Genomic DNA, 23,527 nt, shown 5'->3' on the forward strand with positions numbered 1-23,527 from the left:
ACTTTGTTTATAAAATTACACTCCCTAACAATAGATTGATTGCCAATTCATTGACCTACACTTAAAGAATGTGTGAGACTTCGTGAGTTTTTATTTGGCAGGATGATATAGCTATCATCCTGTTTTGGTTTGTAACAGAGACCCTGTTATCTTTTTTGGCGACAAGTTGGAGCTAACAAAATGATGAATAAAGAGCGAACGCTGTGGACCTTGCTAATTGGTGCGTTGCTCATCCGCCTACTTTCTCTTGGACTTTATCCTCTTATGGATACAACCGAGTCACGTTATGGAGAAATGGCGAGAATGATGGTGGAAACCGGAAACTGGTTAACACCTCTGTTTGATTATGGGGTGCCTTTCTGGGGCAAACCGCCGCTATTCACTTGGATGAGTGCTGCGAGCGTTGAACTGTTTGGCCTATCTGAGTTTACGTTACGCCTTCCACATTGGGTGGCTGGGGTCTTAGTAGTGTGGGCAGCGGCATGGTTCGCGAAAAAGAATGGTTATAACCCGCTTGTTGCAGCTGTTGTGTTATCTACGACGCTCGTGTTCTCCATTTCTGCCGGTGCAGTAATGACGGATATGGCGCTTACTGTAGGTTTAACGCTAGCGATGATTGGCTTCTATCAATGCTGGCGTGGTGAGACTCTCTGGGGCTACGTTGGCTTTGCGGGTCTCGCGATTGGCTTGCTGGCTAAAGGACCAGTGGCCATCGTCTTATTTGGTCTGGCGGTCTTCCCGTGGATGGTAGTTCAACATGGCATTATCGGTGCGTTTGTTGAACTGTGGCGTCGCTTCCCGCTCATCAAAGGCACATTGTTAATGCTTGCCATCGCCTTGCCTTGGTACATCATGGCTGAACGGGCTACACCAGGCTTTATCGATTACTTTATCGTTGGCGAACACTATAAGCGTTTTGTTGAACCAGGCTGGACAGGCGACCTATACGGGTCTGGTCATGAGGAGCCTAAAGGGAAAATCTGGTTCTTCTGGCTATTAGCGGTACTACCATGGTCAATCATTTTGCCTATTTTAATGCTAGTTCGCGCCAAATTTGGTTGGGAGCAAGCAAGACAGAATCACGGTTTTACCAGTTTTGCAATTTGGTGGGCATTGTCTCCGTTGATTCTATTTACGATGTCGAGCAATATCTTGCCAACCTATGTTCTCCCGGGCACGCCAGCTATCGGTCTTTTGTTGGCTATTTTCTGGAAGAAGAAGGACACCATTTGGTTGGCAATTGCATCACTGATTGTTCCAGTGGCACTGATTGCAGCAACTTATATGCTAGCAACAGGAAAAGTTGCTGATAATAGTGATAAGGCGATCTTTGAAACTATCGATCCTAATGTACGTACTTTCTACGTCTACCCAAGATCATACTCAGGCCAATACTACAGTAACGGTCAAGCCAAGGTGTTTGAATCGGATGACCAAGTGAAAGGGTTAAACGAGTTCTACATCATTTCGTACAAAGATAGACAGCGTGACTTTATACCTTTTAAGGAAAAATACGACTGTAGTAATCAGGCTGTAGCAGAAAGCCACGATCGAATGGCTTTGCTTTGTAAGGTAAAGTAGTCACTCTAGTCAAAAGAGAAAATGCCAAGGAAGAACCTTGGCATTTTTATTAATAGCCAATATGCTCAGTCAAATTCTCGACCCAACTTTCTAAGGTATATTTGCTAGTTGTTTTTGGTGCTGGCTTTTTATAATTTAACTCAAAAAAGCCATCAGGAAGTTTTACGTTGTCTGGTTTAATGATGGCGATATTAGACTGATCATAGAATTCATATTGAGCAATATCTTGACTAGTCGTTACCAACTTCCTGTTGTAGGCCAACGACTCATATACACGAAATGAAAGTCCATTCTGCTTACCCTGCCCAAGGTCAAGAACTGCACAACTAGATTGAATCAACGCGGCCAACTCATCTTTGAGCATGAGGTGTTCTGTGACCTTAATTCGCTCATGCGTAATAAATTTACGCTTTCTTGGGTGGTCAATGTAAAGGTATACATCTGCATCAATAGTTGGATTAGCATCTAAGAAACAACATAATTCCTCATATCGTTTCTTTGTAAATGACATGACTGAAAACAAGTCATGCTTCGCTTCTTCTATCGGCGAACAAGTTCCAATTGGAGGAATATAATTGTAGGTTTGAATAAACCCGTGACGCTGACAGTCTTCAGGCTCGAAACTAAATATGACATCAAACTGGTCAAGATCCGTCCCGTTTTGAGGCATTCTATTCAAGCTATCCCAAAGAGATAGCACCAATTTTCCACTATGTTGCTTCATTAAAGTAAAGTGCTGCTGATTAAAGATATTCGGTTCGGTACAAATGATAGCGTCGTACTTCCCTGAACCCTTGAACACTCCTTTCAAAGACCAATAGATCTGCTCTTCCGTCCTTTGATGTTTGTATTTTTCTTTACTCACTAGATCGAGCATCTTTGACATCACACGGTGTGGTTTACTGTAGTAGTGGAAATCAGCTAAATCACTAGTGTCTAAATGCGTGACTTCATGACCTTGCCGTCTTAGCTCTTCAACAATTGGTGTTGCAAGATCTGCCCAATCAGGGCAAATGAACAGTAGTTTCAAGGTCAGGCTCCAGTCTAATGCAATCTGTTGATAACTTAGGGTACACTATGCTTAGGACGAAGTTGATTACTTTTGAAGAGAGTAATGAGATAAAGCGCCTAATGACAGGTAGCATTAAGCGCATTTTTGATAGAAATTTAGCGTGGCACCTAGATACCGTACTCAGCACGATAAGATTTCACCGCCTCTAAATGCTCAGCGTTATCACCTTTCTCTTCAAGGAAGGTAACAAGGTCAGTTAAGCTTACAATCGAAATGACCGCACAGCCGAAGTCACGTTCTACTTCTTGAATCGCTGATAGCTCGCCTTTACCCTTTTCTTGACGGTCAATAGCAACAAGTACGCCAGCTAGATCGGCGCCATTAGCTTTAATGATTTCCATCGACTCGCGAATCGCTGTACCGGCGGTAATCACATCATCAACCAACATAATGCGGCCTTCTAATGGGCTGCCAACCAAGTTACCACCCTCACCATGGTCTTTTGCTTCTTTACGGTTGAAGCAGTAAGGAGTGTCCACATCATGGTGGTCAGCCAGCGCAACTGCTGTCGTTGTCGCAATAGGAATGCCTTTATATGCAGGGCCAAACAGCACATCATAGTCAATGCCAGAATCGGCTAACGCTGCTGCATAGAAGCGACCGAGACGTGCAAGGTCACGGCCAGTATTGAAAAGCCCAGCGTTAAAGAAATAAGGGCTTTTACGACCAGATTTAAGGGTAAATTCGCCAAATTTTAGAACTTCTTTTTCTAGTGCAAATTCAATAAATTCACGCTGGTATGCTTTCATTTTTTCTCTCTCGGTTGTTGTGTTTAGGTATGCCATTGTCATACCTGATTTTAGACAAAGGTCTAGTCAAAGTTATCACTCGCTTTGAGTAGATTCCTGCCTACGCAGGAATGACGCGAGCCGTAAATTGGCCAACTTAAAATGTCGTCACCCCACTAGTCGCGCGCCGCGCAGGCAGGGGGCTGCTCAACGCAATCTCTAGGCTTTAGTAGATTCCCATTTTCGCGGGAATGACTTACGACGTTAGCCTGTATCTTAGTCAAAAAAATAGCCCCCTTACGGGAGCTATCAATCAATCTTCTAATGCCAGCTTCTGAGCTGCAACGATCTCGGCAATGCCTTTATTTGCTGACTCCAGCAATGCCATTAGTTCTTTGTGAGTGAACGGTTCGCCTTCCGCTGTCCCCTGAATCTCAATCATTCGACCGTCTTCAGTCATTACCACGTTCATATCAGTATCAGCAGCTGAGTCTTCGGTGTACTCAAGATCGCACAGGATGTCTTCGCCTAAAATACCGACAGATACCGCAGCAACGTGGCCTTTCATTGGGTTCGCTTTTAGTTTGCCTTTAGCAACTAAGTGAGCGAACGCATCTGCCATTGCCACACTTGCACCTGAAATAGACGCCGTACGTGTGCCACCGTCCGCTTGAATCACATCACAATCGACAGTGACCATGATTTCACCCATTGCTTCTAAATCAACAACAGCGCGAAGGCTACGTGCGATAAGACGCTGGATTTCCATAGTACGGCCGCCTTGCTTACCACTCGCTGCTTCGCGACGCATTCTCGAATGCGTTGAGCGTGGTAGCATGCCGTATTCTGCCGTTACCCAGCCTTTACCTTGGCCTTTTAGCCAGCGAGGGACATTTTCCTCTACCGTTGCATTACACAACACTTTGGTATTGCCGAACTCGACTAATACAGAACCTTCTGCATAAGCGGTATAGTTGCGAGTAATTTTTATTGGGCGCACTTGGTCTGCTGCGCGATCATTTGGACGCATGGACATTACCTTTGTTGGGGAAGAGGATTTGGTTGGGCGAGGATTATAGCGAAGATGGCTTTACGGGTCTAGCATCCTAAGTGCTAGGGACAATTCAAAACATCCACCATTGGATATCTCAACGTGTATGACTTAGCGCACCTCACTATGCTAACATGAAGACAGTTTGAACAATTTATCAATCCAAGGAAATCAATCCATGATCTACAGCATGACCGCATACGCGCGTAAAGAAGTCAAAGGTGACTGGGGTAGCGCAGTATGGGAAATCCGCTCAGTAAACCAACGTTATCTAGAAACTTACTTCCGTCTTCCTGAGCAGTTTCGTGGTCTAGAACCTGTACTTCGTGAACGTTTCCGCAAACGCCTAGCACGCGGTAAAGTCGAATGCCACTTGCGCTTCGAAGCAAACCCTGCTGCAAAAGGTGAGCTAAGCATAAACGAGACACTGGCTCAGCAAGTAATTGGTGCTGCAAAGCAAGTTATGACAATGACAGGTGAAGATAGCCGCCTAAATCCATTCCAAGTCATGCAATGGCCTGGTGTAATGGAAACACCTGAACAGGATATGGATACCATCAATAAAGCATTGCTTGAGGGTTTCGAACAAGGTCTTAGCGACTTCATCGATGCTCGTGTTAGCGAAGGTGAAAATATGAAGGCGCTTATTGTTCAGCGTCTTGAAGCGATCACTGCTGAAGTAATCAAAGTACGTGCTCGCATGCCAGAAATTCTTGAGTGGCAACGTGAGCGCCTACTAAGCAAGTTTGAAGAAGCAAAAATCGAGCTTGATGCCTCACGCGTAGAGCAAGAACTCATTCTACTGGCACAGAAATCAGACGTTGCTGAAGAACTGGACCGCTTAGACTCTCACGTAAAAGAAACAACCAGCATCTTGAAGAAAGGTGGCTCTGTAGGCCGTCGTCTTGATTTCATGATGCAAGAGTTCAACCGTGAGTCGAACACACTGGCGTCTAAATCTATCAGTACCGATATCACGGCTTCTGGCGTAGAGCTAAAGGTTCTTATTGAGCAAATGCGCGAGCAGATCCAGAATATTGAGTAAATCTGTTGAATGATAAAAAAGCAGGCCTCGGCCTGCTTTTTTATTGCTTGAATATCACAAGTTAGGAGTTAAATTGACCGTCACCATTGCGCAGGTAGAGGTATACTCAACACGCGCACCAAGCCCAAGAAGATTCTTGCGGCACAGACGCACGGCTCATGAAATAACATTGCTGTGAAGAGCTCTGCCAACTAAAGTGATTACAGAAGTGCTAAATACGCCATAAACACCACAGACAGCACATAAATCACAGGATGCACCTGTTTCCCTTTCCCTGCCACAACCATACTAAATGCATAACTGATAAAGCCCATCGCCATACCATTTGCTGGTGAGAAGCTTAATACGGTAAACATAATGGTGAAGAAGGCAGCGATGCGAGACTCTTTCTTTTCCCATTTAATATCGCCTAAGCGACCAATCATATAGATACCAACCACGACCATAGCTGGCGCTACCATTGCCGCAGAGAATAGCGAGAACAACGGGTATAGGAAGAGTGATAGTAGGAATAGTCCCGCTACGACGACTGCAGCTAAGCCAGTTTTTGCACCTTGCGATGAGGCAATACCAGACTCTGAGAATGCCGTGACTGATGTGGTACCGAACACTGAACCCATTACTGTACCGCCTGCATCTGCAATCAGCGCTGAGCGTGCGTTAGGCACCTTACCATCTTTATCAATGATACCGGCATCACGACCTACCCCTACGATAGTACTGAGCCCATCGAAGAAATCGACAATCAAAAAGATGATCATAATAAACAGCAGATCAAACATCTTCTCTGCGGTAATCCCTGAGAAATCGAAGATGGCACCAAAGCTGCTCGCCATGCTTGGTGGCATTGCCACGAGTTGTTCTGGGATTGGCGCATTGTTGGTTCCCATGAAGGTATCAGCCAGAATCGTAAGCACGATGGCGGACACAAAAGAGATAAATGTCGCCAACTTAATATCGCGAACCATACAGCCTAATGCGATAAAGATACTGATATAAGCGATGATGACTTTCGGGTCAGAAATATCGCCCATACTCACGAGAATAATTGGGTTGGATACGATAATACCCGCATTCTTAAGACCAAGAAACGCAATAAATAAACCAAGAGATACGGTAATAGCGAGTTTCAAATCTTCTGGAATCGACTCAATCATCGCTTTGCGTATTTTAGTTAGCGATAAAATAAGATAGATAACACCCGAGAAGAAGATGCCAAGCAGCGCTTCATGCCAAACTAATGCCACTGAGCCACTTAGTAGCATACCTTTAAAGAAACCATTCATGCTCATGCCGGGGGCTAGCATCACTGGGTAGTTTCCAAAAATACCCATGATTAGCGTAGCGAAGGCCGCAGCCAAAGCCGTTGCTGTAAATACAGCGCCACGGTCCATTCCAGGAATGTCCCCCAAAATGGCTGGGTTTACCGCCAAAATGTAGCTCATAGCGAGGAAAGTGATAAAGCCAGCATATACTTCAGTACCGATAGTGGACTTACGCTCACTCACTTTGAAGGTGGATTCAATGATAGTAGGGCTAGCTTGGCGTTGCCCGGTTAGTTCTGCACTCACAGTAGGACCTATAGCGATAAAATGGGAGACGCAAACGTATGCGCGATAGAAATATTGGCGCGAATTCTAATCAGACTCAGGAATAAATCAATGCTTTTGTGAGTTATTTTTATCTCTTTAAAAACAAAATGTTGATATTTAAGCAAACGTTTGCTTTCAGGCAAAAAGAACAACTGGCTTCTGCGGTGTTTTTGCTCCCTTTTAAAATGCAACCACACGTTCCCTGAGCACTCACCGGATGACTTGTCGAGCTCCTAGCAAACATGATACTCTTCGCCTCCATTTTTCTGGCCGATTTTTAAACGCTTTGGTCAGTGAACGTATAGAATAGAAGTATCAAATAACGATATTCTCTACCCCTTCAACCAAGATGTGGACTCTGAAAAATGATAGGTAAAGGTACGCTTTATATCGTGTCAGCACCAAGCGGTGCTGGTAAATCGAGCTTAATTTCAGCAATGTTGGAAAAAAACCCGACATACGCAATGAAAGTATCAGTGTCTCACACGACTCGTGGTATGCGTCCTGGTGAAGAAGATGGCGTTCATTATCACTTTGTTGAGAAAACCGATTTTGAATCGTTGATCGAACAAGGTGCGTTTTTGGAATACGCCGAAGTCTTCGGAAACTACTACGGTACTTCTCGTCTATGGATTGAAGAGACGCTAGAAAAAGGCATCGATGTATTCTTGGATATCGACTGGCAAGGCGCTCGTCAAATCCGCGAACAAATGCCAGAAGCGAAAAGTGTCTTTATTTTGCCACCATCTAACAGTGAGTTAGAGCGTCGCTTGAACGTACGTGGCCAAGACAGTGATGAAGTGATCGCCAAGCGCATGAGCGAAGCGAAGTCAGAAATGTCTCACTACAATGAGTACGATTACGTCATTGTCAACGACGACTTCGACGGCGCACTTGTTGATTTTAAAGCTATTTTGCGTGCTGAGCGTCTTAAACAAGACAAACAAGCGGTGAAATACAAAGGTATGTTAGACGCCCTACTCGCCGAGTAAGGTAGATTTTAACCACTTCCTTGCAAAGTGAGGCTCCAAATAGGGTCTCACCCTAAGCAAATAATGCAATAAACCAGAAGTAACAGTAGCTAATAGGATCATTTGTGATCTAGAATCTAAACGTAATAGCCTGTATACTTTCTCGTCATCAAAAATTTAGTTAACTATTGGAGTTCTTATGGCACGCGTAACTGTTCAAGACGCTGTTGAAAAAGTTGGTAACCGTTTCGACCTAGTTCTTATTTCGGCTCGCCGCGCACGTCAGATGCAAATCGGTGGTAAAGATGCATTAGTGCCAGAAGAAAATGATAAGCCAACGGTTATCGCACTTCGCGAAATCGAAGAAGGCTTGATCACGAAAGAAGTACTAGATGCACGTGAACGTCAAGAGCAGCAAGAGCAAGAAGCTGCAGAACTAGCGGCAGTAAGCAGCATTGCTCACAACCGTTAATTCCTAGTACCTAATCAGAGTTCCATCGACTTTCGGGCCTAAAATTTGTACCTATTCGATAGCCTTAAAGACGTTGCCCAAGAATACCTAACAGAGCCTCAAATTGAGGCTCTGCGTCAATCTTATGTGGTAGCAAGAGATGCCCATGAAGGGCAGACCCGCTCTAGCGGTGAACCATACATCATCCACCCTGTTGCTGTAGCTCGTATCCTCGCGGAAATGCGTCTGGATATTGAAACGCTACAAGCAGCACTGCTGCATGATGTTATTGAAGATACGGAAGTCACCAAAGAAGAGCTAGAAGAACAATTTGGTACGACGGTGGCGGAACTCGTCGACGGCGTATCTAAGCTCGATAAGCTTAAATTCCGCGATCGTAAAGAAGCCCAAGCAGAGAACTTCCGTAAAATGGTTCTCGCTATGGTGCAGGACATTCGCGTTATTCTTATAAAGCTGAGTGACCGTACCCACAACATGCGCACGCTTGGGGCTCTTCGTCCTGACAAAAAGCGACGCATTGCTCGTGAAACCCTTGAAATCTATGCGCCACTTGCGCACCGATTAGGTATTCACAACATCAAAACCGAGCTTGAAGAGCTTGGCTTTGAAGCACTTTACCCAAACCGTTATCGCGTACTAAAAGAAGTAGTGAAATCGGCACGTGGTAATCGTAAAGAGATGATTCAGCGAATCCATAGCGAGATTGAAGGACGACTTAATGAAGTTGGCCTCAACGTTCGCGTATTGGGACGTGAGAAAAACCTCTTCTCTATCTACAACAAGATGAAAACCAAAGAGCAGCGATTCCATACCATCATGGATATCTATGCTTTCCGCGTCATCGTAGATACTGCAGACACTTGTTATCGAGTCCTTGGTCAAGTCCACAGTCTGTATAAGCCACGCCCTGGTCGCATGAAAGATTACATCGCGGTACCAAAAGCGAACGGCTATCAATCCTTGCACACCTCAATGGTGGGCCCTCATGGCGTTCCAGTAGAAGTACAAATTCGTACTGAAGACATGGATCAAATGGCGGACAAAGGTGTTGCAGCGCACTGGGCATACAAGGGTAATGGCGACCGTACTGGCACCACTGCACAAATTAAAGCGCAGCGCTGGATGCAAAGCCTACTTGAACTACAACAAAGTGCTGGTAACTCCTTTGAATTCATTGAAAACGTAAAATCGGATCTGTTCCCAGACGAAATTTACGTGTTCACACCAAAAGGTCGTATTGTTGAACTGCCGCTTGGCGCAACCGCAGTAGACTTTGCTTACGCTGTCCATACCGATGTGGGTAACACCTGTGTGGGTGCGCGAGTGGATCGTAATCCATACCCACTTAGCAAAGCATTGAAAAACGGCCAAACCGTCGAAATCATCAGCGCACCAGGTGCAAGACCTAATGCCGCATGGCTTAACTATGTGGTGACTTCACGTGCCCGCACTAAGATCCGTCAGGTTCTGAAGACAATGCGCCGTGAAGAATCTGTAGTTTTAGGACGCCGCCTGCTGAACCATGCTCTAGGCCGTCACTCTGTTGATACTATCTACCCAGAAAACATCAACGAAGTGCTAACCGATCTCAAGCTGGGCAGTATTGATGACCTACTAGCCGCTATCGGCCTTGGTGAGTTGATGAGTATAGTTATTGCTCGTCGTCTACTTGGCGATACCGATGAACTGACGCAGACCAGTTCAGTACCAACGTCGGGCAAACGCTTACCGATCCGTGGTGCAGAAGGTATCTTGCTGACGTTTGCCAACTGTTGTCACCCTATTCCAGATGATCACATCATCGCACACGTTTCTCCGGGCCGCGGCTTGGTGGTACACAGAGAAACTTGTCCGAATGTTCGTGGTCACCAGAAAGAGCCTGATAAGTACATGGCGGTTGAATGGAGTGACGATTACGAGCAAGAGTTTACTGCTGAGCTAAAAGTTGACCTGCAGAATCACCAAGGTGCGCTCGCAGAGCTGACCAATGTGATTGCCAAGACAGGCTCTAATATTCACGGTATCTCTACAGAAGAACGCGATGGCCGTTTGTACACAGTCACTGTACTGCTAACGACCAAAGATCGTGTTCACCTAGCTGGTATTATGAAGCGCATTCGCGTGATGCCACATGCACTGCGTGTTAGACGTCGTAAGAACTAGCACAACTGCTTGATCTAATACGGGTTCGATAATTATCGAGCCCGTTTTATTTGGAACCTATTGATGAACTTAGAACGCTACACTCGTATCCAAGAAGTGCTTAAGGCACGCCAACCTGACCTGACTTTACTGCTAGAACAAGTCCATAAGCCCAATAATGTCTCAGCGGTCATTCGTACTGCCGATGCTGCTGGAGTGCATAAAGTTCATGCAGTTTGGCCGGATGAGAAAATGCGTACTTTAAGTCACACCTCCGCAGGCGCTAGAAACTGGGTTGAGGTTGAAACTCACGATACTGTAGCTGATGCCGTTCGCACGTTAAAATCTCAAGGTATGCAAGTATTGGCCACTAACCTTTCCGAAAACGCTGTCGACTTTCGTGATATCGACTACACCAAGCCAACCGCGATTATTCTTGGTGGCGAGAAGCACGGCATCACCCAAGATGCACTCACCGAAGCAGATCAGGACATCATTATTCCTATGGTAGGCATGGTGCAGTCCCTAAACGTCTCAGTCGCCAGCGCACTGATTTTGTTTGAAGCTCAAAGACAACGCCAGAATGCTGGTCTGTACGATCGCGATGTCAGTGCTCTGCCCGAAGAAACCATCCATCGAATCCTATTCGAACGCGGCCACCCCGTGCTGGCGAAAGTTGCCAAGAAAAAACGCCTCCCTTATCCGCCACTCGATGACCAAGGCCAAATTGTAGCGACAGAAGAGTGGTGGCAGGAAATGCAGAAAAAATAGAACTGAGTATGGTTTAAGGCTGGTTTTATAGTTCCTTTGAAGCGCTTCGGCAATCACACACCAGACCTCGCTAAAAACTGTACAAAAAGACAGTGAAATGCTTGAATATCTGCATATGACATTTTGATGGATGGTAAATATGGCTCAGCTGTTATCGGCAATTTCTCTTTCTTCGCTTTCTGGCGTAGGAGCTAAAGTCGCTGAAAAACTGGCGAAAGTCGGCTTACACTCGGTTCAAGATTTACTGTTTCACTTACCTCACCGTTATGAAGATCGTACTCGTATCTATCCGATCGTTCGTTTGCATCCTGGCCTTTGGGGATCAGTGCAAGGGAAAGTCATGAGTAGTGATGTGGCTTTCGGGCGTCGCAAGATGTTGACGGTTAAAGTGAGCGATGGCAACGGTACTATTACACTACGCTTCTTCAATTTTACCGCAGCGATGAAGAACAACTTCTCAGAAGGTCGCCTTATTGTCGCTTATGGTGAAGTTAAGCGTGGCAACCATGGCCTTGAGATCATTCATCCAGAGTACAAATTTCAAACCGAAGGTAAAACACCAAAGTTAGAGCAAACCTTAACCCCTGTTTACCCAACCACAGAAGGATTAAGGCAGCTCACACTGCGTAACCTTACTGACCAAGCGCTTGAGCTCATGGACAAAGCAGCAGTAGACGAATTGCTTCCAAGCGGTCTTTATAACCAACAAATTACCCTCGCCGAGGCGCTACACACTATCCATCGTCCACCACCAACGATTAACTTGGACGACTTTGATGAAGGTAAGCACCCTGCTCAGCAGCGACTGATTATTGAAGAGTTGATGGCGCAAAACCTTTCTATGCTAGCGGTGCGCAGTAAAGGTCAACAAGATACAGCCATTGGCTTAGCGCCTGTTGAAAAACTGAAAGATCAACTTCTTGAACAATTGCCTTTCTCCCCAACGGGTGCGCAATCACGAGTGGTGCAAGAAATCGAAACTGACCTTGCTAAACCTATTCCTATGATGCGCCTAGTTCAGGGTGATGTGGGGTCTGGTAAAACCTTGGTAGCCGCGCTCGCTGCTGTTCGTGCGATAGAACATGGCTATCAAGTGGCTATGATGGCACCGACCGAATTACTTGCAGAGCAGCATGCCATCAACTTTGCAGGTTGGTTTGAAGCCATGGGGATACAAGTTGGTTGGTTATCAGGAAAGCAGAAAGGCAAAGCTAAGGAAGCAGAGTTGGCGCGTATTGCTAGCGGTGAAGCTCAAATGGTCGTAGGGACGCACGCCCTATTCCAAGAGTCGGTTGATTTTCACAACCTTGCGCTGGTTATTATTGATGAGCAACACCGTTTTGGTGTCCACCAGCGCTTAGAGCTGCGTGAAAAAGGTGCTAAACAAGGTTTCTACCCTCATCAGTTAATTATGACTGCCACGCCAATCCCAAGAACCTTAGCCATGACGGCATATGCCGACTTGGAGACCTCGGTAATCGACGAACTGCCACCAGGAAGAACCCCGATTCAAACCGTTGCCATTCCAGATACAAAACGCGACGACATCATTGAGCGTGTCAAAAATGCTTGCTTACACGAGGGCAAACAAGCTTATTGGGTTTGTACATTAATCGACGAATCAGAGGTATTAGAAGCACAAGCCGCCGCTGAGACCGCCGAAGATCTGCAACGTAAACTGCCTGATCTTAAAATCGGTTTAGTTCATGGTCGAATGAAACCGGCTGAAAAACAACAAGTGATGAAGCAGTTTAAAAATAACGAGCTGCACCTTCTGGTTGCAACCACCGTCATTGAGGTCGGTGTGGATGTCCCTAACTCCAGTTTAATGATCATCGAAAACCCAGAGCGCCTTGGTCTAGCTCAATTGCATCAGTTACGGGGCCGTGTTGGCCGTGGTAGCGTGGCAAGTCATTGTGTGCTGTTGTATCACTCCCCACTCTCTAAAACTGCTCAGAAGCGCTTAGGCGTACTGAGGGAAAGTAATGACGGCTTTGTTATTGCCCAAAAAGATCTAGAGATTCGTGGCCCAGGTGAGCTACTTGGCACCAAACAAACTGGACTGGCTGACTTTAAGATTGCCGATTTGGTGCGTGACCAAAGGCTGGTACCGGAAGTCCAACGAATTGCACGACATGTGCATGAGCAATATCCAGAGAATGCTAAGAAAATTATTGACCGTTGGTTAGGCGATAGAGAGTTTTATGCCAAGGCATAAGACGCCTACTCTTTCTTTATGACGGCGCTATTCAATGAAGGCACTATTCAATGAAATAGCGCCTTCATCACATTGAGAAAGGGATCTTAGTCTGCACGCCGCTTACGTAAAGCAAACCTTCTGCACAACCTAGAAGTCCTCTACCTCAAACCATTCTTAGCTACAGGGAAACTCACTTGTGCCTTCAGTCCACCAGCGCTGCGATTCGAAATACTGACAGAGCCGTGATGCTGGCTAATAATCCGCTTCACAATCGCCAGTCCTAGACCTGTCCCTTCGCTGCCTCGTGCGGTATCACCTCGCGTGAAAGGTTCGAATAGACGACCGATTTGGCTCTCTTCGATACCGGGACCATTATCTTCAATAGTGACCCAAGCCAGTTTGTTGTCCGCCGTCATACCTGTGGTTACTTTCACCCAACCATTGCCGTAACGAACCGCATTAACCACCAAGTTGGTAATAGCACGTTTAATCGCAATTGGACTGCCTTCAATATCTTTGATAGTTGCCATTGGGGCATATTCTATCTGGATCTCATATCCGCCTTCCGATGAGACAATATCAGAAGAAATGTCATTCAGACTCATCGGTTCAAATGACTGAGTATTAACCGGTTTTAGGTAATCCATAAACTGGCCAATGATTTCATTGCACTCTTCAGTGTCGCTGATGATGCCCTCTGCTAAATAACTGTCTTCGGGCGACATCATTTCTGTCGCAAGGCGAATTCGAGTTAATGGGGTGCGAATATCATGGCTGATGCCCGCCATCAATAAGGTACGGTCTTGCTCAAGCTCTTGAATACCTTTTGCCATTTGGTTAAAGGCACGCGTAACCGAGCGAATCTCAGACGCCCCCTTCTCAGGTAAAGGTGGGGGGATTTCCCCTTTACCCACCAAATTGGCGGCATTTTCGAGTGCGGTAAGTGGCCGGTTTTGCAAGCGAATGAACAGCCAACCACCCGCAATCACCAATAGCGCCATAATCAAACTGTTTCTAAACAGCGGCGCAAAGTCTTCTTCCTGCAACTCTGACAGCGGAATGCGTATCAACGAGTTGGGCAGTGCGTCTATCTTCATCCAGAGGATGTAGCTTTCAGCTCCCAGAATAAGCCTAACTTCAGTTTTTGAATCCAGCTCATCACTCATCTCCTCGCTCATCAAGTCGATAGGCATCGCATGGTTAAACTCGTTCGCCATCGCGCTGTCATCAGCATGAATAGTGACACCCAACTGCTCCAATACACGTCGGCGTAAAGGAGCATCCATTTCAAGCTGCTCATCAATCGCTTCATTGTCTTCCAAGAAAAACGATAGCTCATGCGCCAGTATCTTATTGAACTGCTGCAAACTAGGTACAAGAGCGTAGTTGTACACGGCGTAATAAGAAAAAACTTGGCTAGCAATCAAGAGTGTAAAAAACAGCAGAATGGATTGCGTGAAGGAGCTACGAAATCGCATAGGTTTTCCTTAGAGAGCGAAGATGAGAAGAATCTGAGGTAGATAATAAACAAAAGGCCCTGAATCCATCCAGAGCCTTATCGACATTTCTGATTATGCTTCTTTGCCGTCCGGCACAAACACATAACCTAGACCCCACACGGTTTGAATGTAGCGAGGTTTGCTTGGGTCGATTTCTAGCATACGACGTAGACGAGAAATCTGTACGTCGATAGAACGTTCCATTGCCGAGTACTCACGACCACGAGCCATGTTCATCAGCTTATCACGGGACATCGGCTCACGTGCGTTGGTCACCAAGGCTTTTAGTACTGCAAATTCACCAGATGTTAGAGGCATTGCCTCTTCACCACGGAACATTTCACGTGTACCAAGGTTCAAACGGAAATCACCGAACTCAACCACTGACTCTTCTTGGCTTGGCGCGCCAGGAGCTTCAATAGTTTGACGACGTAATACCGCTTTAATGCGAGCAAGTAGCTCACGAGGATTAAATGGTTTCGGTAGATAGTCATCCGCACCGACCTCTAGGCCGACAATACGGTCAACTTCATCACCTTTGGCTGTCAGCATCAGAATCGGCAACATGTTGTTGGCGTTACGTAAACGACGACAAATCGACAGGCCATCTTCACCTGGTAGCATTAAATCCAATACCATAAGGTGAAAGTTTTCACGGGTTAACAGGCGGTCCATCTGCTCACTGTTAGCAACACTGCGTACTTGGAATCCTTGCTCTGATAAGTAACGCTCTAGTAATGCACGTAGACGTGCATCATCATCAACAACTAAAATCTTGTGATTTTCTTGCATATTCGATTCCACCACTAAAAAGCAATTTACCGACCCCTCCGTCAACAAAAAGTGTGTCAGAAGAGTATCTGCACTAAATGTAACATTTCATGGCCAATAATTGCGCAGAGAATTGTTAACGTTTATTAATTATGGCTCATATCAGACACATTCGTCACTGCTCTAAGTGATATAAGTGATGTATATCTAATGTTGCCTAATTTTACTTGCTGCAACTTCGTTAACCTGCACGCTAACTATTCAACGTCTACTAACCCTTTGTAACGTTTTAAAATATGCTTTTGTGCGCCCCACCAAGCCCATGTCATATAACCTAAGTAAACTATCACTAGTTTATCGAACTCAAGGAGAGATTATGACATTTGAAGCACAATCGGAGAGTCCGTTTTCACGCGATAACTTCGCACAAGCCCTGAAGTATTGGCGCAATTTTAATGGCATGTCTCAATTGGAACTGGTTGAAGCGCTGAGCTTATCCCATCGAGCATTTCAAGGGATAAACCAGCCAATGCTCAGTAAGTGGGAGCATGGCAACGGACAGCCTTCATTGATGCGCCGAATCGGGGTCGCCACGTTTTTCCAGCAAAGTTACCATTATTCAGAAGATGAACGTCGCATCATTCAAGGGGTCGAAAAATATGATGACTTCTTTAGAGGGTTTGACACGCTCTACCCTTATACGATTGATACTTATGAAAGCTATCGTTGGGATAATCTGCCAGAGATCTATCGAGAGCAAATCGTCTACGCACAAGAGCACTATCGTTTTATCACGTTTCAAGAGCTGATAGACGTCATGTCCATTCAAGAAATCAACGTGGTTCTTGCTAAGCACCGGGACGCGGTGGTTGGTCATATTGTGCATGGTAAGGATATTAACGGGCAGAACTGCTTACTTAGCTATGTGGCGCTTAATAAAGACTTGCATCGATTAGTGCATAACTACGCGTGTGAGCTGTTTGAAGGTAAAACCTTACTTATCACCGCGATCAAGCCTTACGCTAAAACTCTGATCTCGGATATCTATATTCCTGAAAAGTACCAAAGCGGACATATTACTGTGTATGAATGCCAAGTCGACACGCTAGCCGCCAATCCGTTTTTCGACCAAATTCACGATGAAGGGCGAATCCTAACGTTACTGAGCCATCATCAGAAGATTCAACGTAACCGCCGCTCAGCTCCCACACACAAAACGGACGAGTTAGCTCTGTCATAAATCACAGCACGCAATTTGAGCTCTCAAAGACATACCACTTTAGGAGCTCAAATCGCTCTATTTATTCAGAGTGCTGTTGATAAGTGATGGAGTTAATAAACCACTCCTTATCTCCTTGAGGGGTCTTCACCACTACCTCATCATCCACTTGTTTTTTTAGCAGCGCCCTCGCCATAGGGGAATCAATCGATATATAACCTTTTGCATCGCCGTAAATCTCTTCGGGACCAACAATACGGAAATGCATGGTTTCACCTTCTTCATTTTCAATCTCCACCCAGGCACCGAAAAAGACCTTCCCTTCTTGTTGAGGTGAATAATCAACGATGGTGACCTCAGGTAAGAACTTGCGCAGAAAGCGAACACGGCGATCGATTTGGCGAAGCAAACGCTTATTGAAGGTATAGTCTGCGTTTTCAGAGCGATCACCTAAACTCGCCGCCCACGTCACTATCTTAGTGACTTCAGGACGTCGCTCGTTCCAGAGGTAATCATGTTCTTGTTTCAGTTTGTTGTAGCCTTCACGCGTGATCAATTTGGTCTTCATTTTGTTCTCTATTAATAGCAACTGCTGCTGAGAGATTATAACGAACTATTTGACTTTGTATGAACCCAAAATCCTCCCTCCTTGTACACCAACGAATTGCTGAAATGATAGTAAACCGTCATAACACCATTTTAAACTACCTAATTATCAACATGGTTACCGAATGATTTATATCGTTTTTATTTTTTATTAGGACTTATTCTTTTACTTACCCCCTTAACTAATACAAATAATGAATTCTCAACGCATCACTTTCGAACATTCACTGTTAAGGAAAACATCATGTTTAGAAATAAAGCCTCTTTTCTACCTCCACTTAAACTTACCAAAAGAGATCTTCAATTAGAGGATATGGAGCAATTAGGCGTACATTTTGTTCATGGCACTAATTCAAGCGCTTTAGAAGGGTTGGTGAAATTCCGAGCGTTACTATCGGCTGAAGAAATAGACTGCACCCCTTGGTTCCATCGGGCTGAGGGACTAAAATCTGGAGAAAGGGGGAATACATTAGACAACTTGTTTCGCAATCAACCCATAAGCCAAGGTGTTAGCCTAAATTATACTCGTAGGTACCACGAAAGCCTTAATCATTATGCCAAACGCGGTTTACTCGATGAGGACAACTATGAAGTGCTAATCGGTTTAGACTCATTTGTCCCACTGCGTGCTAAGTTTACCGCACATCCCGTTAGTATCAGCGGTATTAGCATAATGAGAATCTGCGCTATTTATGTTCCTGCACAATATGTATCAGACGTAAAAGAGATGTTCCAAACAATTCCCTTTTTAGTCACCAAAATACGAAGTTTTAGATAGTTGACCAATACTTTCGTGAAGATAAACCCCATAGAGTGCTGAAAATCTTACTTCGCTTAGCACTCTTTTTCGAAAGTCGTTGACCTCTTTCTATTTATCAACTTTAGAAGCATATTTCAAATAACTCCACCAACCAACAACTTATCTAATTGTTGCCCCCATATCAAACTGCAAACTAATACCAGGTTCTAATATCTAACTTTCAGTAGTTTCTCTCTCAAGTTTGTTTGTTTTAGTGCAATAGCCTCTACAACTGGTGAGAAGCTCAAACTCAAGCTCAAGCTCAAGCTCAATATCAACAAGAATTAGTGCTGTATAAAAACACTATGAAAATTATAAGCCACTGATATGTATGACTTTTTATTTTTTATAATCATTTATTAGTTAACTGGGTTCCAAAAAAACAATAAATTTCGTCTCGAATCAGAACACACTGACATTCATATTTAACCCCACTCAAGCAACAAACTATTTAATTTGGAAAATAACTCATGACTTTTAACTTAACAAAACAAACTCTAGCTAGCAGCGTTGGCCTTGTATTAGCACTAAGCACATCATCAGCAATGGCAATCGATAACGATAAGGATGTGCATCCGGGACAAAAGGGCGAATATGACTTCTCATCTTATTATGGCGAACACAACAACATAAAAGATCGAAACGTGGAAAGCAAAGACCTTCAACTAAACATCACAGCAAATGTTAACTATGAAGGCGCCATTTGTTCATTTGATTTTGCTTCTGGTGCCGGGTTTGATGTTCAATTTGGCGATGTGACACTCAATAATGAGAAAGACAATACTCTTGATACTCGAGAAACGGGCTTACAATTAACTGGTAATGGCTGTGAAATGGCGTTTTTTAATATTGAAAATACATCAATGAATGGAAAAAGTGCAACAGAAGGAAAGTTTGCCTATCCCGTTCAAGATGCCTATTGGAAGGAAAATGATCAGACTTGGTATGCACTAGGGGACGATATTGGCGTATGGTTTACAACGGTTATCAAGAAAAAAGACTTAGAGATTACAGCATCTATTGATGGCAATAATAAAGTCCAAATCGAGAATGGCTATAAAATTGTAAAAGCAGGAGAAACATCAGAATGGCACCGACTTGCAGAATTTGCCAAAGATAATACTCTTACATTAACAACGATTATGAATATTGACCATAGGAAGTACGCTATGTGGAATCACACGGCAGATAAAGAAGTCAATAAAGTAATGTCTTTTACTGCAAAGATTCAATAATACTTATTTAATTCCTATCTTTGGAGTATTTATATACTCCAAAGATATAGAGATGTAAAAAATGAAAAAATATATATTTCTAATACTAATGCTACCAAGTATTTGCTATGCCATTGCCATTCCCGGAGCTAGGGTTGTTTATATTGAAGGGAGTAAATACTTTCAAGGTGAAATCGTTAATAACTCAGATTCTGCGACATTAGTACAGCTTTCTATATTAGATGACAGCTTTGATGAAGAGAAGCTGCCGATAATAACACCGAATATCATTCTATCGAAAGCAGATAGCCGCTCAGGGTTCAGAATCTATAATTTAGAGTCAGTAATGGACTCTAATGAGGTAGAAACATATCGAACTCTTAGTGCTGTCTCTATAAAAGAGCAGTCAGATACTCCATCTGATGTCATTGCTAGCATGGATATGCATTACAAGTTATTTATCAGGCCGAAATCCATTGCGACAGTAACCATGGCAGACGCAGTAAAGAAACTCGTTATTAACAAACAAGGTGATGATTTTACAGTAAGAAATGATTCTCCATTACACATCACGCTCATCTCTATTGAACAACGAAAAGAAGAGACGATGGTAGTACAAATGATTGCCCCTTATCAGGAGATTACATTTACTAAAAGTAGCAATTTTAACCCCAAACGTTCTTTTGAATTAAATTACATCGACGACATTGGATTACTTGCTAAAGATAAACGCTCGCTATAGAAATATTACCCATGTTACGCTCCCTAATTCTGTTCATTCTAACTGCTCCCTTACTATCTTTTGCGGGAGGCTTTGATCTTGCTCTCCTTAGTGGCATCTCTGAAGGAGCTTCCCTCGGTAGCTTGGTTAATCACATCCCTGATGGCAACTATGACTTTAAAATTACCGTCAATAAAAGGCGAACGTATTTTGAATCCATTCGCTTCTACACCAATGAGCAAGGAGAAAGCACGCCATGCTTCTCAGAACAGCAATTAAGTGAGTTCGGCATTAAACCGGATATCAACTTAACACAAGGCTCGTGTGTGCTAAGCAGCGAAATTGGCTTGGATATTGATTTTGGCAGTTTCGAAATAACCATGAACATCCCTTCCAGATTTTTGCTGTCAGAAAAGCAGTATGCTCTGGCTCATTATGATGATGGTGTCACAGCATTAATGTTACCGTATTCGGCTGGAATGACGACTAGGTTTGACGATAACTACAAAGCGTACGGTTCAGCAAGCCCTCAATTCAATGTGGGACGGTTTCGCTTCAAGAGTAGCCTCTCGGCTTCTCTGATGAATCAAAAGACGACAATGTCCAATGGATATCTCTATGGATATACCAATATTCCTTCACTGCGCAGCAAGTTCATGTTTGGTGAACTTAGTCAAAGCACAGCAGTCATGGGGTCGGTCGATATGCAAGGCGTTAGCTTGAGCAGTAATAGCCGTTTGTATCAATCAGGGCAAATGACGGACACTACGACCATTCGTGCCAATGCGGAAACGAATGCCGAAGTGCGTGTTTATCAAGACAACGAACTGATTCACACTGAATACGTGGCGGCCGGCGAATTTACTATTAACGATATGAACATTCGTTCCAATAGTGATTTCGTGGTCAGCATTAAAGAAGAAGATGGACGTGAAGCGGTTTTTTCAGTTCCTAGTCAATTGGTACTCAGTGTCCTAAAGCAAGGCACTAGCGAACATAGCTTATTTACAGGGCTACAACGAACCAACTCACACGCCTTTTTAGGAGGGGAGTTGATCTATGGCCTAACGGATACTCAATCTTTAACTACTGGGCTTTTTGTCGAACGCGACTATAGTAACCTATCTGTAGCTAGTACGATGAATTTCGACCTATTGGGTGGTGTTCGCTTTTCTGCTGCACATTCTACTTACCTACCGACGGGTCAGTCAGGGACTAAAATCAATTCAAGTTTAACCAAAAGCTTGCCATTCTGGTCACTAAATTTTCAGACCTCTCTGAGTCATTTTTTGGGAAATGGGTACCGAGATATCAATAGTAGCCATATTGCCGATACGGGTAGAAAAGGCTATCAGTTCTCTACATCAGCGGGTAGCGACCTGCCCTTTCAACTTGGAAGCGTCAGTCTGTTTCAGTCTCTGGGAGGATCAGACAAAGCACAATTCCAAAGCTTTGGCTTAGGGTACTCATTTGGTAATGAATACTATCGATACTCCGTTAGCGCGCTAAAGGCCTATTCTAAAGAGAGTAACCAGAATAACTTTGCCGTCGACAATCGACTCTCAATGAATTTTTCGATGCCGCTCAACTGGGGAAAATCGCGCGTAAGCCTATCTCGCTCACACAACAGTGGTCGCCCTGCGAGTACCTCGTTGTCTAGTGGTATGAGGTTCGGCGACAGTAGCTCCGTATCAGGCTCTCTGCGTCTCGATGATAAGAAGGGCATTGTTGGGCATGGGTTGTCTTTATCAAGCAATAGTGAATATAACAATTATTCTCTGCAATACTCCAACTCTCAATCGGGCTCACAGGTTAGAGGCACCGTGAAAGGTGGCTTGGTCGTTGCGGAAAATACCGTGCTTCCCACTCGGCGTCTATCTGACACCAATATATTAGTCAGAGTTGACGATGTGGAAGGGTTAAAAATAAGAAATGCCGGTAAAACAAACGCGGATGGCTTTGCGCTCATCCCTTCAGCCTCTGCGTACAGTCAAAATCGAGTTTCAGTCGAATCCAAGTCGATTCCTGATGGAGTCTACCTTGACAATACCGTCGCAAATACGATTCCAAGTGAAGGCGCTCTCACCTTAGTCACTTATCACGTTAAAAAAGGGCGCGACACCATGCTTAAGCTGAGGCAAGAGGTTTCATTAGGAACTAAGCTTTATAGTAATGATGCCCCGATTAGTAGCTACTTTGACAGTGATGGCCGTGTATTTATTGCGGCATTTGACAAAAATGAGGAACACCTAAGTGTTCCTATGCTCAGCTGTGACGTAAACATTATTGAAGACAGCTATATCGATATGTCTGGCTTAGATTATTATGAAGCCGAGTGTCTGTCCCCAAGTAATAGAAGCTAAATCATGACACCAACCACAAATATAACCTTGAACCCGAATAATGGTCACCTGGCGGAAGACGGGCTTACTATCGCCAAATTAAACAACAGTGAGCGACTTATCCTTGAAGCTCTTTGCAATGCTCATGGGCACCCATTAACCAAGCAACAGTTATTGGACGTTGGCTGGCCTGGCAAGATTGTTGTCGCTAATTCGCTCAATGTCGCCATCCGAAATATTCGGACAGCGTTGGATAAAGTTGGCTTAGTGATGTGCTTAGAAACCGTTCCAACTATTGGTTTTCGGTTAGACCCTAATGTCATTTTGATCACAAATGACGTGCCTTTTGTCAGCGTGAACGTAAGTTCAGCCAGCGCTAATGACAATGACGCCAGCTCTTCTGAACTAGCCGCTCAGCCAGTCGAAGAATGCCCTTCACCCAACGACGCAGTTGCGACACCAACTCGGTTTGAGTTAGTAAAAAAGGTGCCTTTAATGGCACTTTATGCCGCCTTGTTGTTTTGTGCTTTAGTGATTTTTTACGTGTCATCGATAAAGCCAAGTATGCACACCTATAAGCGTGGCAACACCACTTTAATCGGCTCATTCTCTCTGCCAGATAACACGGTACACGCCCTCTCTAAAGAGACGGAGGGTCATGTGGTGTATTTTCGGGATACTTCTGATGAAGATGGCATTATTCGCTTGGTCCCAATAGAACACTGAACCGA

General features: G+C 44.4%; 20 protein-coding genes. 13 read left to right on the forward strand and 7 right to left on the reverse strand.

Annotated features, from left to right (window positions below; all coding sequences use genetic code 11):
• Positions 1–183 precede the first annotated feature (183 nt).
• A complete protein-coding gene (locus MMA19_RS22055) occupies positions 184–1,581 on the forward strand; it encodes a glycosyltransferase family 39 protein (RefSeq protein WP_240207270.1) in 1,398 nt (465 codons plus the stop codon).
• Positions 1,582–1,630: 49 nt separating this feature from the next.
• Here MMA19_RS22055 and MMA19_RS22060 read toward each other — a convergent pair whose 3' ends face one another.
• The 3 genes from MMA19_RS22060 to rph form a co-directional block, all read right to left on the reverse strand.
• Complete coding sequence (locus MMA19_RS22060; RefSeq protein WP_240207252.1) at positions 1,631–2,611, reverse strand: hypothetical protein; 981 nt, start codon at positions 2,609–2,611, stop codon at positions 1,631–1,633.
• A gap of 149 nt (positions 2,612–2,760) precedes the next feature.
• Positions 2,761–3,402 carry an orotate phosphoribosyltransferase gene (pyrE, locus tag MMA19_RS22065; protein ID WP_088876389.1) on the reverse strand — a complete coding sequence of 214 codons (642 nt, stop codon included), beginning with the start codon at positions 3,400–3,402 and terminating at the stop codon, positions 2,761–2,763.
• A gap of 292 nt (positions 3,403–3,694) precedes the next feature.
• The gene (gene rph, locus MMA19_RS22070) at positions 3,695–4,411 is read right to left on the reverse strand and encodes a ribonuclease PH (RefSeq protein WP_038231040.1); all 717 of its coding nucleotides are present in this window, start codon (positions 4,409–4,411) and stop codon (positions 3,695–3,697) included.
• A 199-nt stretch (positions 4,412–4,610) separates the two neighbouring features.
• Here rph and MMA19_RS22075 point away from each other — a divergent pair, with 199 nt between their 5' ends.
• The gene (locus MMA19_RS22075; RefSeq protein ID WP_240207253.1) at positions 4,611–5,477 is read left to right on the forward strand and encodes a YicC/YloC family endoribonuclease; all 867 of its coding nucleotides are present in this window, start codon (positions 4,611–4,613) and stop codon (positions 5,475–5,477) included.
• 200 nt (positions 5,478–5,677) lie between these two features.
• On the opposite strand, the gene MMA19_RS22080 is transcribed toward MMA19_RS22075, so the two are convergent.
• Complete coding sequence (locus MMA19_RS22080; protein WP_240207254.1) at positions 5,678–7,048, reverse strand: NCS2 family permease; 1,371 nt, start codon at positions 7,046–7,048, stop codon at positions 5,678–5,680.
• 389 nt (positions 7,049–7,437) lie between these two features.
• Between MMA19_RS22080 and gmk the strand changes: the two genes are divergently transcribed.
• The 5 genes from gmk to recG all read left to right on the forward strand — a co-directional run bounded on the left by gmk (position 7,438) and on the right by recG (position 13,643).
• Complete coding sequence (gene gmk / locus MMA19_RS22085; protein ID WP_031494034.1) at positions 7,438–8,061, forward strand: guanylate kinase; 624 nt, start codon at positions 7,438–7,440, stop codon at positions 8,059–8,061.
• A gap of 178 nt (positions 8,062–8,239) precedes the next feature.
• Complete coding sequence (gene rpoZ / locus MMA19_RS22090; RefSeq protein WP_006071268.1) at positions 8,240–8,512, forward strand: DNA-directed RNA polymerase subunit omega; 273 nt, start codon at positions 8,240–8,242, stop codon at positions 8,510–8,512.
• A gap of 45 nt (positions 8,513–8,557) precedes the next feature.
• Complete coding sequence (gene spoT, locus MMA19_RS22095) at positions 8,558–10,675, forward strand: bifunctional GTP diphosphokinase/guanosine-3',5'-bis pyrophosphate 3'-pyrophosphohydrolase (protein WP_006071270.1); 2,118 nt, start codon at positions 8,558–8,560, stop codon at positions 10,673–10,675.
• A gap of 63 nt (positions 10,676–10,738) precedes the next feature.
• Positions 10,739–11,425 (forward strand): tRNA (guanosine(18)-2'-O)-methyltransferase TrmH, encoded by a 687-nt coding sequence (gene trmH / locus MMA19_RS22100; RefSeq protein ID WP_006071272.1) that lies wholly within the window; start codon positions 10,739–10,741, stop codon positions 11,423–11,425.
• A 139-nt stretch (positions 11,426–11,564) separates the two neighbouring features.
• Positions 11,565–13,643: an ATP-dependent DNA helicase RecG gene (gene recG, locus MMA19_RS22105; protein WP_240207255.1), complete on the forward strand. Its 2,079-nt coding sequence runs from the start codon at positions 11,565–11,567 to the stop codon at positions 13,641–13,643.
• 140 nt (positions 13,644–13,783) lie between these two features.
• On the opposite strand, the gene envZ is transcribed toward recG, so the two are convergent.
• On the reverse strand, positions 13,784–15,103 hold the full coding sequence (gene envZ / locus MMA19_RS22110) for a two-component system sensor histidine kinase EnvZ (RefSeq protein ID WP_006071275.1): 1,320 nt from the start codon (positions 15,101–15,103) through the stop codon (positions 13,784–13,786).
• 93 nt (positions 15,104–15,196) lie between these two features.
• Positions 15,197–15,916 carry a two-component system response regulator OmpR gene (gene ompR, locus MMA19_RS22115; protein WP_006071277.1) on the reverse strand — a complete coding sequence of 240 codons (720 nt, stop codon included), beginning with the start codon at positions 15,914–15,916 and terminating at the stop codon, positions 15,197–15,199.
• Between the two features lie 355 nt (positions 15,917–16,271).
• Between ompR and MMA19_RS22120 the strand changes: the two genes are divergently transcribed.
• Complete coding sequence (locus MMA19_RS22120) at positions 16,272–17,135, forward strand: helix-turn-helix transcriptional regulator (RefSeq protein ID WP_006071279.1); 864 nt, start codon at positions 16,272–16,274, stop codon at positions 17,133–17,135.
• A gap of 61 nt (positions 17,136–17,196) precedes the next feature.
• Here MMA19_RS22120 and greB read toward each other — a convergent pair whose 3' ends face one another.
• Positions 17,197–17,682 (reverse strand): transcription elongation factor GreB, encoded by a 486-nt coding sequence (gene greB / locus MMA19_RS22125; protein ID WP_006071280.1) that lies wholly within the window; start codon positions 17,680–17,682, stop codon positions 17,197–17,199.
• Between the two features lie 282 nt (positions 17,683–17,964).
• Between greB and MMA19_RS22130 the strand changes: the two genes are divergently transcribed.
• From MMA19_RS22130 to MMA19_RS22150, 5 genes are all read left to right on the forward strand, one after another.
• Positions 17,965–18,498: a hypothetical protein gene (locus tag MMA19_RS22130; protein WP_240207256.1), complete on the forward strand. Its 534-nt coding sequence runs from the start codon at positions 17,965–17,967 to the stop codon at positions 18,496–18,498.
• Between the two features lie 491 nt (positions 18,499–18,989).
• Positions 18,990–19,754, forward strand: coding sequence for a hypothetical protein (locus MMA19_RS22135; RefSeq protein WP_240207257.1), 765 nt, complete (start codon positions 18,990–18,992; stop codon positions 19,752–19,754).
• 61 nt (positions 19,755–19,815) lie between these two features.
• Complete coding sequence (locus MMA19_RS22140; RefSeq protein WP_107307270.1) at positions 19,816–20,475, forward strand: fimbria/pilus periplasmic chaperone; 660 nt, start codon at positions 19,816–19,818, stop codon at positions 20,473–20,475.
• 11 nt (positions 20,476–20,486) lie between these two features.
• A complete protein-coding gene (locus MMA19_RS22145; protein ID WP_240207258.1) occupies positions 20,487–22,817 on the forward strand; it encodes a fimbria/pilus outer membrane usher protein in 2,331 nt (776 codons plus the stop codon).
• 3 nt (positions 22,818–22,820) lie between these two features.
• Entirely contained in the window at positions 22,821–23,522 is a 702-nt protein-coding gene (locus MMA19_RS22150) for a helix-turn-helix domain-containing protein (RefSeq protein WP_240207259.1), read from the forward strand.
• Positions 23,523–23,527 lie beyond the last annotated feature (5 nt).

The organism is Vibrio sp. CyArs1, assembly GCF_022432925.1.
GTDB classification, from domain to species: domain Bacteria; phylum Pseudomonadota; class Gammaproteobacteria; order Enterobacterales; family Vibrionaceae; genus Vibrio; species Vibrio mediterranei.